Genomic DNA, 14,368 nt, shown 5'->3' on the forward strand with positions numbered 1-14,368 from the left:
TATTTGAGCATAATTTATGCTTAAAGGAAAAAAGATAATACTTGGCGTTTGTGGCAGTATTGCCAGTTATAAGGCAGCATTTCTAACCCGTTTATTGGTAAAAGCTGGCGCAAATGTCAAAGTTATTATGACAAAGGAGGCAACCGGTTTCATTACTCCTTTAACGCTTTCTACCCTTTCTCAAAATCCTGTATTAGTAGATTACAAGTCAGACTCCGGTGATTGGAACAATCATATAGAGCTTGGAATCTGGGCTGATCTTATGCTTGTTGCACCCGCAAGCGCCAATACACTTGCTAAATTTGCTGCAGGAATTTGTGACAATCTGCTCACAGCTGTTTATCTTTCAGCAAGATGCCCTGTTTATCTGGCTCCTGCGATGGATCTGGATATGTGGCAGCATCCTGCTACCCGCCAAAATATCGAATGTCTTCAAAAATATCATACAGTAATAAAACCTGCTTATGGCGAGCTTGCCAGCGGTTTAACAGGTGAAGGAAGACTTGCTGAACCGGAAGAGATTGTTCAGTTCCTGAAAGACGAATTTGAAAAGAAAGCAGTTTTAAAAGGGATGAAAGCCCTTGTAACAGCAGGCCCTACTTATGAAGCTATTGATCCGGTACGGTTTATTGGCAACCATTCTTCCGGAAAAATGGGTTTTGCCATTGCCGAACAGCTATCATCAATGGGTGCTGAAGTAACACTGATTGCAGGGCCGGGAACACCTCATCTAACTAATTCAGCTATACGAAGAATAAGTATTACTTCTTCTGACGAAATGCACAGCGAGGTGATGGAGCTTTTTCCGCAAACAAACATTACTGTAATGGCGGCGGCAGTAGCCGATTACAAACCCAAAGTATTTTCTGAAGAAAAAATCAAAAAAGATGCCTTTGAGTTTGGCATTGAACTGGTTAAAACTACCGACATTCTTTCCAGGCTGGGCGAGGCAAAAAAAGACAATCAGATTTTAGTCGGTTTTGCGCTCGAAACTCAAAATGAGGAAGCTAACGCGATTAAAAAACTGCAGAAAAAGAACCTTGATTTTATCGTACTTAACTCTTTAAAAGATGAAGGTGCAGGCTTTAAAGGAGATTACAATAAGGTAACAATTATTGACAAATATCTCCAAAAAGAAAGCTATCCTTTAAAATTAAAAACAGCAGTAGCAGCTGATATTTGCGGGAAAATAGTAGATTTAATAAAATGAAGATTTGCACGTTTTTTTTAACTCTGTTTATTTTTCTTTCGCTTAGTTCAAGAGCGCAAGACCTGAACGCACGTGTGCAAATCTTATCTCCTCAAATTCAGAATACCAATAAAAGAGTACTGGATGTACTTGAAAATTCTATTCGTGATTATTTAAATAACCGGAAGTGGAGTACAGATAATTTCCAGCCGCAAGAGCGTATAGATTGTAATTTTATCATCAACATCACCGAATGGGACGGCTCTTCAAACTTTAAGGCCGAAGCTCAAATTCAATCCAGCCGACCGGTTTTCAATACCACCTACAATACTACTATTTTAAATTTGAGTGATAATAACTTTAATTTCAACTACGCAGAAGGACAGCCACTCGATTTCTCCGATCAAAACTTTATCAGCAATTTAAGTTCGCTTTTAGCTTATTATGCTTATGTAATTGTTGGATTGGATTACGATACATTTTCAAAATATGGGGGAACTTTTTATTATGGGAAAGCGCAAGCCATTGTTAACAATGCGCAAAACAGCGGTTTTTCCGGTTGGAAAGCATTTGAAGGGTTAAAGAACAGGTACTGGCTGACAGAAAACTTGACCAATAAAACGTATATCCCAATTAGAGAAGTTCTGTATGAATACCATCGGAATGGTTTAGACCTAATGGCTGAAAATATTGACAAGTCACGGAAACAAATTTTTGATGCACTTCCTAAACTTCAGAAAGTGGATAAACAAAAGCAGGGCTCTATGTTTAGCCAGTTATTTTTTACAGCAAAAGCTGAAGAATTAGTCAATATCCTGGAACAGACAGAATCTTCAGAAAGAGCAAAAACACTCAGCTTACTCAGTTCGCTGGATCCTGCGAATATTTCTAAATACGAAGCGCTTAAAAAACGCAGGTAGTACAAATTATACAGAAATGCTCAATAGACTTATTATTAATAATTACGCCTTAATTGATAATCTTAATATTGAATTCTCTAACGAGCTGAACATCTTAACAGGAGAAACCGGTGCGGGTAAATCTATAATTCTGGGTGCTTTGTCCCTTATTCTTGGCCAGCGGGCTGAAAGTAAATATTTTTTCAACCAGCAAAAGAAATGCATTATTGAAGGTGTATTCAAAATAAAAGAATACAACCTGCATGACTTTTTTAAAGACAATGAACTGGATTATGAAGAGGAAACGGTACTGAGGCGTGAAATAACATCGGAAGGAAAATCTCGGGCCTTTATTAACGATACTCCTGTTAATTTAGGCACGTTGAAACAACTGGGTGAGCAGTTGATAGATATTCACTCGCAGCATGCTACCTTAGAAATTAACGATGAAAACTTTCAGTTATTGGTTGTAGATACCTTAGCGGGACATAATTTACTACTAAGGCAATACCAGGAAACGTATAAGAAGTATAAAAAAGCAGCTGCCCAGCTTAAGGAATTACTTGCAAAAAGAGATCAGGCGAAATTGGATCAGGATTATTACCAGTTTCAGTTTGACGAACTTGAGAAAGCAAATCTGTTTCAAGATGAGCAGGATGTTTTAGAACAGGAATTAGAAGTATTAACTCATGCGGAAGAAATTAAACGCAGCCTCCTAACGTCAAACGCTATTTTAAATGAGCAGGATCAGTCGGCTTTATTACAACTAAAAGAAGCTCTCAACCAGCTGCAGCAGGCAGAAAAATTTCAGAAAAACATAAATGAACTGGCGGAACGACTAAAGAGTGCTGTTATTGAAATTAAAGATATCAGTTCTGAAATTGAACTCCTGGAACAGCAAATACATTTTAACGAAGCAAGATTAACAGAAATCAATGAACGTTTAACTGTAATTTATAACCTGCAGAAAAAACATCGTGTTACTACCGTTACAGATCTGATAACAATTTATAATGACCTTTCTGAAAAGCTCGGTTTGATACAAAACAATGAAGAAGAAATATTAAACCTGGATGCTGAAGTAAAAGAGCTACTGGCAGAATTGCTTGTTCAGTCTGAAACCCTTTCTGCAAGCCGGAACGAAGTAATTCCTGGTATTGAAGAACGTGTAAAACAGCTTTTAGAAGAAGTTGGAATGCCGAACGCAATTCTGAAAATTGAAAACGTCCTGCTTCCCGAAGATCAGTTAAATCAGAATGGAAGAAATCATATTCGGTTCTTATTCAGCGCTAATAAGGGTCAGGAACCTGCACCTATGAATAAAGTTGCATCAGGTGGTGAACTTTCGCGGCTCATGCTGAGTATTAAATCTCTCATAGCAAAACATACCGCTCTTCCTACCATAATATTTGATGAAATTGATACGGGAATTTCAGGTGAAGTAGCTTTGCGTGTGGGTAATATCATGCAAAAACTTACTGAAAACATGCAGGTGATAGCAATAACTCATTTACCTCAAATTGCAAGTAAAGGTAAAGCGCACTACCAGGTGTATAAGGACGAACAGGATGAAAAAACCCGAAGTAACATAAAATTATTAACTACCAATGAACGTGTTACCGAAATTGCAAAAATGCTGAGCGGAGAAAATCCGGGAGAATTTGCGCTACAGCATGCAAGGGAATTACTTACAGCATAAATAATTATTATCAACGGATAAGATTTTTTTACAACCTTTGAATATCAAAACCTTTAAATTTTAAATATGGCATACAACTTATTAAAAGGGAAACGCGGCATTATAACCGGCGCTTTAGATGAAAATTCTATAGCCTGGAAAGTAGCCGAAAAAGCACATGAAGAAGGAGCTACATTCGTTTTAACCAATGCTCCCATTGCAATGCGAATGGGAGAAATAAAAAAACTTGCAGAAAAAACAAATTCTGAGATTATTCCTGCCGATGCAACTAACGTAGAGGATCTTGCTAATTTATTTACACAATCGCAGGAAGTTTTAGGAGGAAAGATTGACTTTGTTCTGCATTCAATAGGAATGAGTGTTAACATTCGTAAAAATGTTCCCTATACCGAGTCAAACTATGAGTATTTTATGAAAGGAATTGATGTTTCTGCTTTATCTCTTCATAAAATGCTTAGTGTGGCAAAAAAACTGGATGCTATTAACGAAGGAGGAAGTGTTGTTGCACTTACCTACATGGCGGCCCAGCGTACTTACCCTTTTTATACAGATATGGCAGATATTAAAGCAATGCTTGAATCCATTGCCCGCAGCTTTGGATATCATTACGGTGTAGAAAAGAAAGTTCGTATCAACACTGTTTCTCAGTCTCCAACAAAAACTACAGCAGGGACTGGTATTAAAGGATTTGGTGATTTTTATGATTTCGCAAATGCCATCTCCCCTCTTGGAAATGCTGACGCTGAATCTTGCGCTGATTATTGCATTACCTTATTTTCTGATTTAACCCGTATGGTTACTATGCAAAACTTATTTCACGATGGCGGATATTCTTCAACCGGAGTAAGCACAGAAGTTATGCAGAAGTTTGGAATTGAGCAATAACATAATAGCTATAAAATAAAAGAGGTTTTATACCTCTTTTTTATTTCCTATATTTAACTAAATATTTAGTTGATTATAATGAAGATTCTTGTTTCATACATTCTCCTCTTTTTCGTATCATTTACTTTATACGCACAAGGATTGATATCAGGAAAAGTAACAGACACTGAAACAAAAAAACCGTTATCAAATGCTACTGTATTTTTAAACGGAGCATCGCTATCAACAAAAACAGACGAACAGGGACTATTCAAATTATCAAAAATCGCTGCCGGACAGTATAATTTAGTCGTTTCATGTATCGGATATCAAACCTTAAGTAAAACAGTAACTGTTGCAAAAGAAAAAATAGAACTTCTGCTTGAAATCAGTCCAAAAGCTATTGCACTTGAGGCAGTTATCGTTCGCCCCGATAAAAATCGTGGAAGAAACCTTGAGATGTTTAAAAGGGAATTTTTAGGTACTTCTAAATTCGCACCCCAATGCAAAATCATAAATCCTGATATTATTGATGTTGCTTATTCTGAAATCAGCAATAAACTGGAAGCCTCTTCATCTGAATTTTTAATTGTAGAAAACAGGGCTTTAGGTTATCGATTGAAAATATTGCTGAACGATTTTCAACGAGACTATAAAGCGGGATATACATATTACGAGGGGCCAACACTTTTTGAAGAACTCAAAGGAACAGATGCGCAACACAAACGCTGGATGAAAAACAGAAAAGAGGCTTATTACGGTTCCAGTATGCACTTTTTTCGTTCAATATGGCAAAACAGGCTTACAGCAGAAGGTTTTATTACGCGTACCTTAATCCGAAAATCGAAAGACCCGCAAACAGGAAAAGCTGCTCAATATCTTGTTAAAGACCCTTTACCCCTTTCTGATTTCGTAAGAAAAACTGATAATCCTTCTCTGCTCGCCTTGGCATTCGATCATCTATTGTACATAGTTTATATAAATAAAACAGAAAAAGAAGTTTCTCTTTCTGTTTACAGACCTATTGAAATGTCGAACTACCCTGTTTCTATTATTTCATTACAAAATAAATATGCTTTTTTTGACCCTAACGGAATTATAACAGATCCGAAAAGCATAGTGGTTGAAGGTTCCTGGGCCGACCGTGGAAAAATACCGGAATTGCTTCCTATAGATTATCAGCCTTAATTTGAATCTACCAGTATAATTTTAACATCCATAGGATCACCGGGAGGTAAAACAGTTCCTAAACCGTCAGAATTTTCAATTGTAATTACGATTTGTAAAGGAGCTGTTGTGTATCTGTAGGAAATACCATTATAAACCTGGGGAATAGCTTCATATTCAACAGTTCCGAAAGATATAAATACCAATACTCCGCCATATTCGTTGAAATCAGTATTAATTTCAGGAACAGAAATTGCAGCTTTTGAAGTTCTTCCATTATTAGAGGAAATCCAGCTTCCCGGTTGAATTGTAGTTAAAATTGTTCTGTTCGGAACGACATATTCAGTTTTCTGACAGGAAGCAACCAACAAAATAACAGGTAGCATTATCAGGTAAAGAGTTCTTTTCATAATTGAAATATTAGTTCTAATATAATACAGACGAAAAATAAAAGGCCATGGTTGCACACCATGGCCTTTTTTCAAACTTATTTTTATTACTCTTCTTTATTTTCCTGTCCGTCAGGCAAGCGGGCCTCTTTTTTCTTTTTTCCTTTGGCTTTACCTGAAATTTTGATTTCATCTTTTTCCTTATCGTAATCAACTTCCATGGTATCACCTTCGGCAAGCTCGCCTTTCAGTATCTCTTCTGCAATCGGATCTTCGAGGTATTTCTGAATAGCACGTTTTAAAGGACGTGCACCAAATTGAGAATCATAGCCTTTATCAGCAATAAAATCTTTTGCTGTATCAGTAAGACCAATATCGTAACCCAAACTGTGAACGCGTGTAAATAAAGCTTGTAACTCGATATCAATAATTTTGAAGATATCTTCTCTGCTAAGAGAATTAAATACAATCACATCATCAATACGGTTCAAAAACTCCGGCGCAAAAGCTCTTTTCAGCGCATTTTCAATCACGCTTCTTGAATGCGTATCAGCTTGCAGTTCTTTAGCAGAAGTTGTAAATCCAACTCCCTGTCCAAAGTCTTTTAACTGACGGGCACCTATATTAGAAGTCATGATTACAATCGTATTCCTGAAGTCTACCTTACGGCCCAGGCTGTCTGTTAATTGTCCTTCATCCAATACCTGTAATAAGATATTGAAAACATCCGGGTGCGCCTTTTCAATTTCATCCAGTAATACTACAGAATACGGTTTGCGACGAACTTTCTCGGTCAATTGTCCACCTTCTTCATATCCAACATATCCCGGAGGAGCACCAACCAATCTGGATACGGCAAATTTTTCCATATATTCGCTCATATCAATTTGTATCAGCGCATCTTCGCTGTCAAACATAAAGCGGGCAAGTTCCTTGGCGAGTTCTGTTTTACCAACACCTGTAGGGCCTAAGAAAATGAATGAACCAATTGGTTTTTTAGGATCTTTTAATCCTGCACGGGTACGCTGAATTGCTTTTGTAAGTTTTTTTATCGCTTCGCTTTGACCAATGATCTTTTCGCCGATAGTTTCGTTCATAGCCAGTAATTTCTGGCTGTCTGTTTGTCCTACCCGCTGAACAGGGATTCCTGTCATCATCGAAACCACTTCCGCAACATTATCTTCCGTTACCGTGTATCGTTTGGTTTTAGTCTCAGCTTCCCATTCGCCTTTAGCCCTTTCCAGTTCTTCCAGTAAATGTTTTTCTGTATCTCTCAACTTTGCAGCTTCTTCATACTTCTGACTGCGAACTACCCGATTTTTCTCAACTTTAATTTCCTCAATCTTCTGCTCAATTTCAATGATATTCTGAGGAACGTGAATGTTGGTTAAGTGCACTCTTGAGCCTGCTTCGTCTAAAGCATCAATCGCCTTATCAGGTAAAAATCTGTCGGTAATATAACGGGATGTTAAAGTAACACAAGCATTAATGGCTTCCTCTGTATAAGTAACACCGTGATGTTCCTCGTATTTCTCTTTAATCCGGTTAAGAATTTCTATTGTTTCGTCAGGAGAAGCAGGCTCTACCATTACTTTTTGGAAACGGCGATCCAACGCTCCGTCCTTTTCTATATACTGGCGGTACTCATCAAGTGTTGTAGCACCAATACATTGAATTTCGCCCCTTGCTAAAGCAGGTTTGAACATATTAGATGCATCCAGTGAACCTGAAGCTCCGCCTGCTCCTACAATTGTATGAATTTCGTCAATAAAAAGAATTACATCAGGAGATTTTTCCAGCTCGTTCATAACGGCTTTCATTCGCTCCTCAAATTGTCCCCGGTATTTTGTTCCGGCAACCAATGAAGCCAGATCAAGAGTTACTACCCTTTTGTTAAATAGTACGCGGGATACTTTTCTTTGAACAATACGCAGAGCCAAACCTTCTGCAATAGCAGATTTACCTACTCCGGGCTCTCCTATTAATATAGGATTGTTCTTTTTTCGGCGTGACAGAATTTGAGAAACCCGCTCAATTTCTTTATCCCGCCCAACAATAGGATCCAGTTTTCCTTCTTCGGCTGCCTTTGTTAAATCGCGACCAAAATTATCTAAAACTGGAGTTTTAGATTTAATGTCGGATACTTTTTTAGGCTGGCTGAAAGACTCTTCTTCCCTGAAATCATCATCGCCGGCTGCCGAACCCGGAAGTTCATCGCGGAATCCTTCTTTGTTTTGCTCTACTTCTGCTTTAAAAACATCGTAATTAATATTGAACTGCAATAAAATCTGCGATGCAATATTATCATCATCCCGCAGGATGGACAGTAACAAGTGTTCGGTGCCAATTACATCGCTTTTAAATATTTTAGCTTCCAGATATGTAATTTTAAGAACCTTTTCTGCTTGTTTGGTTAATGGGATGTTTCCCAGATTAACTGTTGTGCTTGACGTGCCTTTTACAGCATCTTCTACCGACCGGCGCAAACGTACAGTATCAACTCCCAAAGCTTTTAATATTTTGATTGCCATGCCGTCTCCTTCGCGGATAAGGCCAAGCAATAAATGCTCGGTGCCGATATAGTCATGCCCTAACCGTAATGCTTCCTCTCTGCTATAAGAAATTACGTCTTTGACACGTGGTGAAAATTTAGCTTCCATTTATAAACCTTTCTTCGTGTTGAACGCCCTAATCTATTAATTTGTTTCATCAATTTATGGGCAATGTGTATAACAAATTATCAACAATTGAGCCATTCGGGTGGAAAATGTTGTTAACAATAACAAGGTAACAAAAATTACTCCAATCTTACCAATTTAACGATATTTGCCCTTCACCCTTCAAGAAAAAATGGCAGACGAAAAAATAATATTTTCAATGGCTGGGGTAAATAAGATTTACCCTCCTCAAAAACAGGTTTTAAAGAACATTTACCTATCATTTTTTTACGGTGCAAAAATCGGCGTAATAGGTTTAAATGGTTCAGGAAAATCATCTTTATTAAAAATAATAGCAGGATTAGACAAATCCTATCAGGGAGAAGTTGTGTTTTCACCTGGTTTTAGTGTTGGATACCTGGCACAGGAACCTGAATTGGATCCCGAAAAAACAGTTCGGGAAATTGTGGAAGAAGGCGTTGCTGAAATTACCGCTATTTTAAAGGAATACGAAGAGATCAACGAAAAATTTGGTTTGCCTGAAGTTTATGAAAATCCGGATGAAATGGATAAACTGCTGGCAAGACAGGGTGAATTGCAGGATAAGATTGATTCAACAGGCGCCTGGGAGCTTGATTCAAAATTAGAAAGAGCGATGGATGCCCTAAGGACTCCTGATCCTGATTCGAAAATCGCCACCTTGTCAGGCGGCGAACGCAGAAGAGTGGCATTATGTCGTTTATTACTTCAGGAACCGGATGTTTTATTGCTTGACGAGCCTACCAACCACCTGGATGCTGAATCAATTGACTGGCTTGAGCAGCATTTACAGCAATATGAGGGAACCGTAATAGCAGTAACACACGACCGTTATTTCCTTGATAATGTTGCCGGATGGATACTGGAACTTGACCGTGGCGAAGGTATTCCATGGAAAGGCAATTATTCCTCCTGGCTTGAGCAGAAAGCAAAACGTTTAGCTCAGGAAGAAAAAACAGAAAGCAAACGACAAAAAACACTTGAAAGGGAGTTGGAATGGGCAAGAATGGCTCCAAAAGCACGTCATGCCAAATCAAAAGCACGTTTATCTAATTATGAAAAACTTGCTACGGAAGAATCGAAGGAGAAAGAAGAAAGATTGGAACTATTCATCCCGCCCGGCCCTCGTTTAGGGAATATTGTAATTGAAGCTCAAAATGTTTCTAAAGCTTACGGTGATAAAATCCTCTTTGAAAATTTGAATTTTTCCTTGCCACCTGCAGGAATTGTAGGAATAATCGGACCCAACGGTGCAGGGAAAACTACACTTTTTAAACTGATTACCGGGCAGGAAAAACCGGATTCCGGGACTTTTCGTGTAGGTGAAACCGTTGTTTTAGGATATGTAGATCAGCTGCATAATGATTTGGATCCTGAAAAATCTGTATGGGAAAACATAACCGATGGACAGGAAACCATCCTTTTAGGAAACCGCCCTGTGAATTCAAGGGCTTATGTATCAAAATTTAATTTTAATGGTGCTGATCAGCAAAAAAAAGTAGGTGTACTTTCTGGCGGGGAGCGAAACCGTGCTCACTTGGCAATTACATTAAAAAAAGGCTCGAATGTTTTATTGCTGGATGAGCCTACTAACGATATCGATGTGAATACACTGCGGGCATTAGAAGAAGCGCTGGAAAATTTTGGCGGATGTGCGGTGATTATCTCTCACGACCGTTGGTTCCTGGATCGCATCTGTACACATATTTTAGCATTTGAAGGTGATTCGCAGGTATATTTTTTTGAAGGAAATTATTCTGAATATGAAGAAAACCGTAAAAAGCGTACTGGCCAGACTGCCCCAACAAGAATCAAATACAAAAAACTCATCGGATAATTTTTTAGACCTTTCATTAGTTCTAAAGCTTTGAAATAAAGATGCATACTTATACGAAGCCGAAAAGCCTTTCGGCTTCGTATTTATCAGCAAAACACTCTCTTCTTTTTTCCGGAAAATTTTCTTCCTCTCTTAAGTAAACCCGGAATAAAATTTAAAAACTGTAAGAATAAAATTCAGGTTAATGTTGAAATGTTAACAATTAAATAACCTGACTTTGAGTTTATTATAATTCAAATTCTTATATCTTTATAAGACCTCAAAGATTTTAGCCATTTGGTAAAAATACGGTCATTAACCCGATTATAAATATGACCTGGAAAAAATTTAGTGGAGAACCCATTCACAGACCCATCCTGGAAGAAGTTGAGCAGGCAATAGAAAAGGAATCTTTGCTTGGCAACAAATTAAAAGTATGCATCGGCACCGATTCGCAGGTAAAAGGCGGAATTATTGATTTTGCAACGGTAATTGTTTTTTTAAGAGAGAAAAAAGGCGGGTTCATGTTCATCCACCAGGAGCGTTCTTCAAAGAAAATGAGCATTAAAGAGCGGATGCTTACAGAAGTTTCAAAATCAATCGAAATTGCATATGCACTTTGTGACCTGCTCGACTTATACGATGTTGACCTGGAGGTTCACGCAGACATTAACACAAATCCTATGTTTAAATCCAACCAGGCTTTGCATGAGGCTATGGGATACATTTTGAGTATGGGATTTGTATTTAAGGCTAAACCCGAAGCTTTTGCAAGTTCGGCTTGCGCCAATAAAATGGTGCAATAAAGTAAGTAGCAAAAACTGCAGAATTGGTCACGAAACCAATCCTGCAGGATATTGAACTTAAAATTAATCAGAAAGAATAAACCACTGCAATTAAAAATTGAGAGGCTTGTTTTGTCGTTGTGAGATTTTTCTTGAAGAAATTTTCATCTGAGCCGGAATCCAATCTGAATTCTGGTATCACAGTGAGGCCGCCTGCTTTTATATTAGCTGAAACAGTAAGAGCAGTGACAGAAGACCCCTCGGTTGTTGCTCCGGCTATTGTTACATCTTTTGTTTTGAAATACTCGCCCCGTAAACCTATTCCAAAGCTATCAGAAATTGAAAACTGAGGATACAAAGCAATTCCGCTGAAGCCGCCATCGCTTTCATCAGGTCTGGTATAGTCTGCAGCATTCAATCCTAATTTAAATTTCTCTGAAATCTGATAAGCAGTTGTAAGATCAAATTCGGTTCCCGAAGGTTTTCCGGTGATTACATTTAAGTAAGCGCTCCATCCTTCTGCCGGAGCTAATGCTAATTGAGCACCAAAATCAGATACACCATTAAAGTCCTGGTAGGTATTCCAGTCATCAAAAAGCCCAACCATTAAACTCACTTTTGGAGAAAATGTAAAGCTGGCTTTTATACCAGCGTTTTGAAAAGGGCCGTTTGTAAAAAGGTAAGATGTAGAGTAATTAAAATTTGCAGCCGGAGAAATTACTTCATATCCAATAAAAGTTCCCATGTATCCCGCTGTTAAAGAGAATTTTTCTGAAAAAGCATAGGTCATGTATAAATTCTGAATATGAAAACTGTTGTCAGCATTTGCAGTGTTTCCGCTTCCATTAGGTAAAGATTGAAACTGGCCTCTTGGACCAAAAGATACTTCGCCCACGAAGGATGCTTTTTTTACATTCTTCTTTAAGGCAATGTCAAGCATTCCAAGGGAAACAGAATTATTTTCATTTGCAAAACTTGTTCCGATATTTCCCGGCATATAGCCTGAAAGATCATACTTATAATAAGCATCTGCAGAGCCTGAAATCATTAAAGGGGAAGTTGTTGCAGTCGAATCTTGCGCTTTTACAAGAGATACACTTCCGGCCGTCAGCATGAATAGTGTTAGTTTTTTTAACATTGCTATAAATTATGGTTATTAAATAAGGGGTTTGATTTGGGGTTAAATCTTAATTATTCATGATTGCTTTCAAAAACTTTAACTTCTTTTTCTACTATAATTCCGTTATCGCTAACAAGAAGAGTTCCCTGAACATATTTTTCGTTGTGCTGTGTGGCGTCTAATCCAAGTTCTTCTTCTTCTGAACTTACTCTGAGTGGCTGTATAAGATTTATTAATTTGAATATGGCGAATGAGGCCGTAAAACTATATGCAACTACAATGACCAGACCTTTTAACTGCGTAATAAAGAATTCGATATTGCCGTAAAACAATCCATCATTACCGGCAGAATTTACTGCTTTTGTGGCAAAAACTCCGGTCAGGATCATACCTACCATACCCCCTAATCCATGACATGGAAATACGTCAAGCGTATCATCAAGTGTAGATTTTTGTTTATAATAAACAGCGAGGTTTGAAATTATTGCAGCGACAAAACCGATGAAGATACTTTGCGGAATAGCTACAAAGCCTGCAGCAGGAGTTATCGCAACTAACCCAACAACTGCTCCGATACAAAAACCAAGTACAGATGGTTTTTTACCCCTGATTACATCAAAAAACATCCAGGATAATCCGGCGGCGGCGGCGGCAGTATTGGTAGTTGCAAAAGCAGATACCGCTAATGAATTTGCTCCTAAGGCCGAACCTGCATTGAAACCAAACCATCCAAACCACAATAAGCCAGTACCAATTAAAACATATGGAATATTGGCGGGTGGAATTTCACGATGTTCCATATGAACTTTTCTTCTCTTCAACACCAACGCCCCTGCCAAAGCTGCACAACCGGCAGAAATATGCACTACTGTTCCTCCGGCAAAATCAAGAACGCCCATTTTAAACAAAAAACCTTCCGGCGACCAGGTCCAATGAGCGAGAGGCGCATATACAAACAAGCTGAAAAGAACGATAAATAAAATGTAGGAAGTAAAACGTATACGTTCAGCAACAGCTCCTACAACTAAACCGGGTGTAATTATTGCAAACATCAGCTGGAAAAGTGCGAACAACGTAAGGGGAATTGTAGGCGCAAGACTCCACGGTTCTCCCGAATTGACACCCTGAAAAAAGGCAAAAGTGGACGGATTACCTATAAGCCCTAATCCGCCAACAGACTTGCCGAAACTAAGACTAAAACCTACCGCTATCCATAATACGCTTACTACACCTGCGGCCACAACACTTTTAATCATCGTTGAAATAACATTTTTCCGGTGAACCATTCCTCCATAGAAAAATGCCAGACCCGGAGTCATTAAAAACACCAGTGCTGTAGCAACAATTATCCAGGCGATATCTGAAGGATTGTATTTTTCTCCTCCATTAAAATCAGGAAGAGCAGGAACAAAAATGGCAGTAAGAGCCACAGCAGCCAGAATTAAAAAAGGGGCTACTTGTTTAGTTGTAATTTTACTCATTTCTATTAATTTTTAAGTTTATATGAATTATTTTCCGATTTTACATAGCAAATATTAAAATAAAAATCATCTATAGCGAATTTTTGTTTAAAAAACTTAAAAATATGATAAATAATTACAATAAACTCAAAAATAAACAAGAAAAAAACGATAAATAGTAAAGATTATAGGAAAAATTAACAGGTACGAATACTATCCTATGAGGGCAGTTTTACCATCAAATACAACGGATTTATTATAAATACATTCCAATCAGAAACTTT

General features: G+C 38.0%; 11 protein-coding genes. 7 read left to right on the forward strand and 4 right to left on the reverse strand.

Translation table 11 applies throughout. The features are described 5' to 3' along the window. The first annotated feature begins 16 nt into the window (after positions 1–16). From coaBC to ACLCDL_RS11535, 5 genes are all read left to right on the forward strand, one after another. The gene (coaBC, locus tag ACLCDL_RS11515; RefSeq protein WP_423148448.1) at positions 17–1,210 is read left to right on the forward strand and encodes a bifunctional phosphopantothenoylcysteine decarboxylase/phosphopantothenate--cysteine ligase CoaBC; all 1,194 of its coding nucleotides are present in this window, start codon (positions 17–19) and stop codon (positions 1,208–1,210) included. Then, the gene (porD, locus tag ACLCDL_RS11520) at positions 1,207–2,109 is read left to right on the forward strand and encodes a type IX secretion system protein PorD (RefSeq protein WP_423148449.1); all 903 of its coding nucleotides are present in this window, start codon (positions 1,207–1,209) and stop codon (positions 2,107–2,109) included. Before coaBC ends, porD begins: the two co-directional genes overlap by 4 nt. Positions 2,110–2,125: 16 nt before the next feature. Continuing rightward, positions 2,126–3,787 carry a DNA repair protein RecN gene (gene recN, locus ACLCDL_RS11525; protein ID WP_423148450.1) on the forward strand — a complete coding sequence of 554 codons (1,662 nt, stop codon included), beginning with the start codon at positions 2,126–2,128 and terminating at the stop codon, positions 3,785–3,787. 66 nt (positions 3,788–3,853) lie between these two features. Continuing rightward, complete coding sequence (locus ACLCDL_RS11530) at positions 3,854–4,672, forward strand: enoyl-ACP reductase FabI (RefSeq protein ID WP_423148451.1); 819 nt, start codon at positions 3,854–3,856, stop codon at positions 4,670–4,672. A gap of 78 nt (positions 4,673–4,750) precedes the next feature. Further along, a complete protein-coding gene (locus tag ACLCDL_RS11535; RefSeq protein WP_423148452.1) occupies positions 4,751–5,839 on the forward strand; it encodes a carboxypeptidase-like regulatory domain-containing protein in 1,089 nt (362 codons plus the stop codon). On the opposite strand, the gene ACLCDL_RS11540 is transcribed toward ACLCDL_RS11535, so the two are convergent. Both ACLCDL_RS11540 and ACLCDL_RS11545 read right to left on the reverse strand, forming a co-directional pair. Then, on the reverse strand, positions 5,836–6,228 hold the full coding sequence (locus ACLCDL_RS11540; RefSeq protein WP_423148453.1) for a hypothetical protein: 393 nt from the start codon (positions 6,226–6,228) through the stop codon (positions 5,836–5,838). The genes ACLCDL_RS11535 and ACLCDL_RS11540 overlap by 4 nt on opposite strands. 86 nt (positions 6,229–6,314) lie before the next feature. Next, complete coding sequence (locus ACLCDL_RS11545) at positions 6,315–8,867, reverse strand: ATP-dependent Clp protease ATP-binding subunit (protein WP_423148454.1); 2,553 nt, start codon at positions 8,865–8,867, stop codon at positions 6,315–6,317. Between the two features lie 190 nt (positions 8,868–9,057). Between ACLCDL_RS11545 and ettA the strand changes: the two genes are divergently transcribed. Together ettA and ACLCDL_RS11555 are read left to right on the forward strand one after the other, a co-directional pair. Further along, entirely contained in the window at positions 9,058–10,740 is a 1,683-nt protein-coding gene (ettA, locus tag ACLCDL_RS11550) for an energy-dependent translational throttle protein EttA (RefSeq protein ID WP_423148455.1), read from the forward strand. A 311-nt stretch (positions 10,741–11,051) separates the two neighbouring features. After that, positions 11,052–11,525, forward strand: coding sequence for a ribonuclease H-like YkuK family protein (locus tag ACLCDL_RS11555; RefSeq protein WP_423148456.1), 474 nt, complete (start codon positions 11,052–11,054; stop codon positions 11,523–11,525). A 67-nt stretch (positions 11,526–11,592) separates the two neighbouring features. Here ACLCDL_RS11555 and ACLCDL_RS11560 read toward each other — a convergent pair whose 3' ends face one another. Both ACLCDL_RS11560 and ACLCDL_RS11565 read right to left on the reverse strand, forming a co-directional pair. Continuing rightward, the gene (locus tag ACLCDL_RS11560) at positions 11,593–12,642 is read right to left on the reverse strand and encodes a porin (RefSeq protein WP_423148457.1); all 1,050 of its coding nucleotides are present in this window, start codon (positions 12,640–12,642) and stop codon (positions 11,593–11,595) included. A gap of 53 nt (positions 12,643–12,695) precedes the next feature. Then, entirely contained in the window at positions 12,696–14,105 is a 1,410-nt protein-coding gene (locus ACLCDL_RS11565; protein WP_423148458.1) for an ammonium transporter, read from the reverse strand. Between the last annotated feature and the right edge of the window lie 263 nt (positions 14,106–14,368).

The organism is Rubrilithobacter danxiaensis (genome assembly GCF_047272945.1).
Lineage (GTDB): Bacteria > Bacteroidota > Bacteroidia > Sphingobacteriales > Sphingobacteriaceae > Rubrolithibacter > Rubrolithibacter danxiaensis.

Coding starts and splice junctions, on each gene's coding strand:
- ettA (WP_423148455.1), top strand. CDS start 9,058: ATGGCAGACGAAAAAATAATATTTTCAATGGCTGGGGTAAATAAGATT.
- porD (WP_423148449.1), top strand. CDS start 1,207: ATGAAGATTTGCACGTTTTTTTTAACTCTGTTTATTTTTCTTTCGCTT.
- recN (WP_423148450.1), top strand. CDS start 2,126: ATGCTCAATAGACTTATTATTAATAATTACGCCTTAATTGATAATCTT.
- ACLCDL_RS11535 (WP_423148452.1), top strand. CDS start 4,751: ATGAAGATTCTTGTTTCATACATTCTCCTCTTTTTCGTATCATTTACT.
- ACLCDL_RS11560 (WP_423148457.1), bottom strand. CDS start 12,642: ATGTTAAAAAAACTAACACTATTCATGCTGACGGCCGGAAGTGTATCT.
- coaBC (WP_423148448.1), top strand. CDS start 17: ATGCTTAAAGGAAAAAAGATAATACTTGGCGTTTGTGGCAGTATTGCC.
- ACLCDL_RS11530 (WP_423148451.1), top strand. CDS start 3,854: ATGGCATACAACTTATTAAAAGGGAAACGCGGCATTATAACCGGCGCT.
- ACLCDL_RS11545 (WP_423148454.1), bottom strand. CDS start 8,867: ATGGAAGCTAAATTTTCACCACGTGTCAAAGACGTAATTTCTTATAGC.
- ACLCDL_RS11565 (WP_423148458.1), bottom strand. CDS start 14,105: ATGAGTAAAATTACAACTAAACAAGTAGCCCCTTTTTTAATTCTGGCT.
- ACLCDL_RS11555 (WP_423148456.1), top strand. CDS start 11,052: ATGACCTGGAAAAAATTTAGTGGAGAACCCATTCACAGACCCATCCTG.
- ACLCDL_RS11540 (WP_423148453.1), bottom strand. CDS start 6,228: ATGAAAAGAACTCTTTACCTGATAATGCTACCTGTTATTTTGTTGGTT.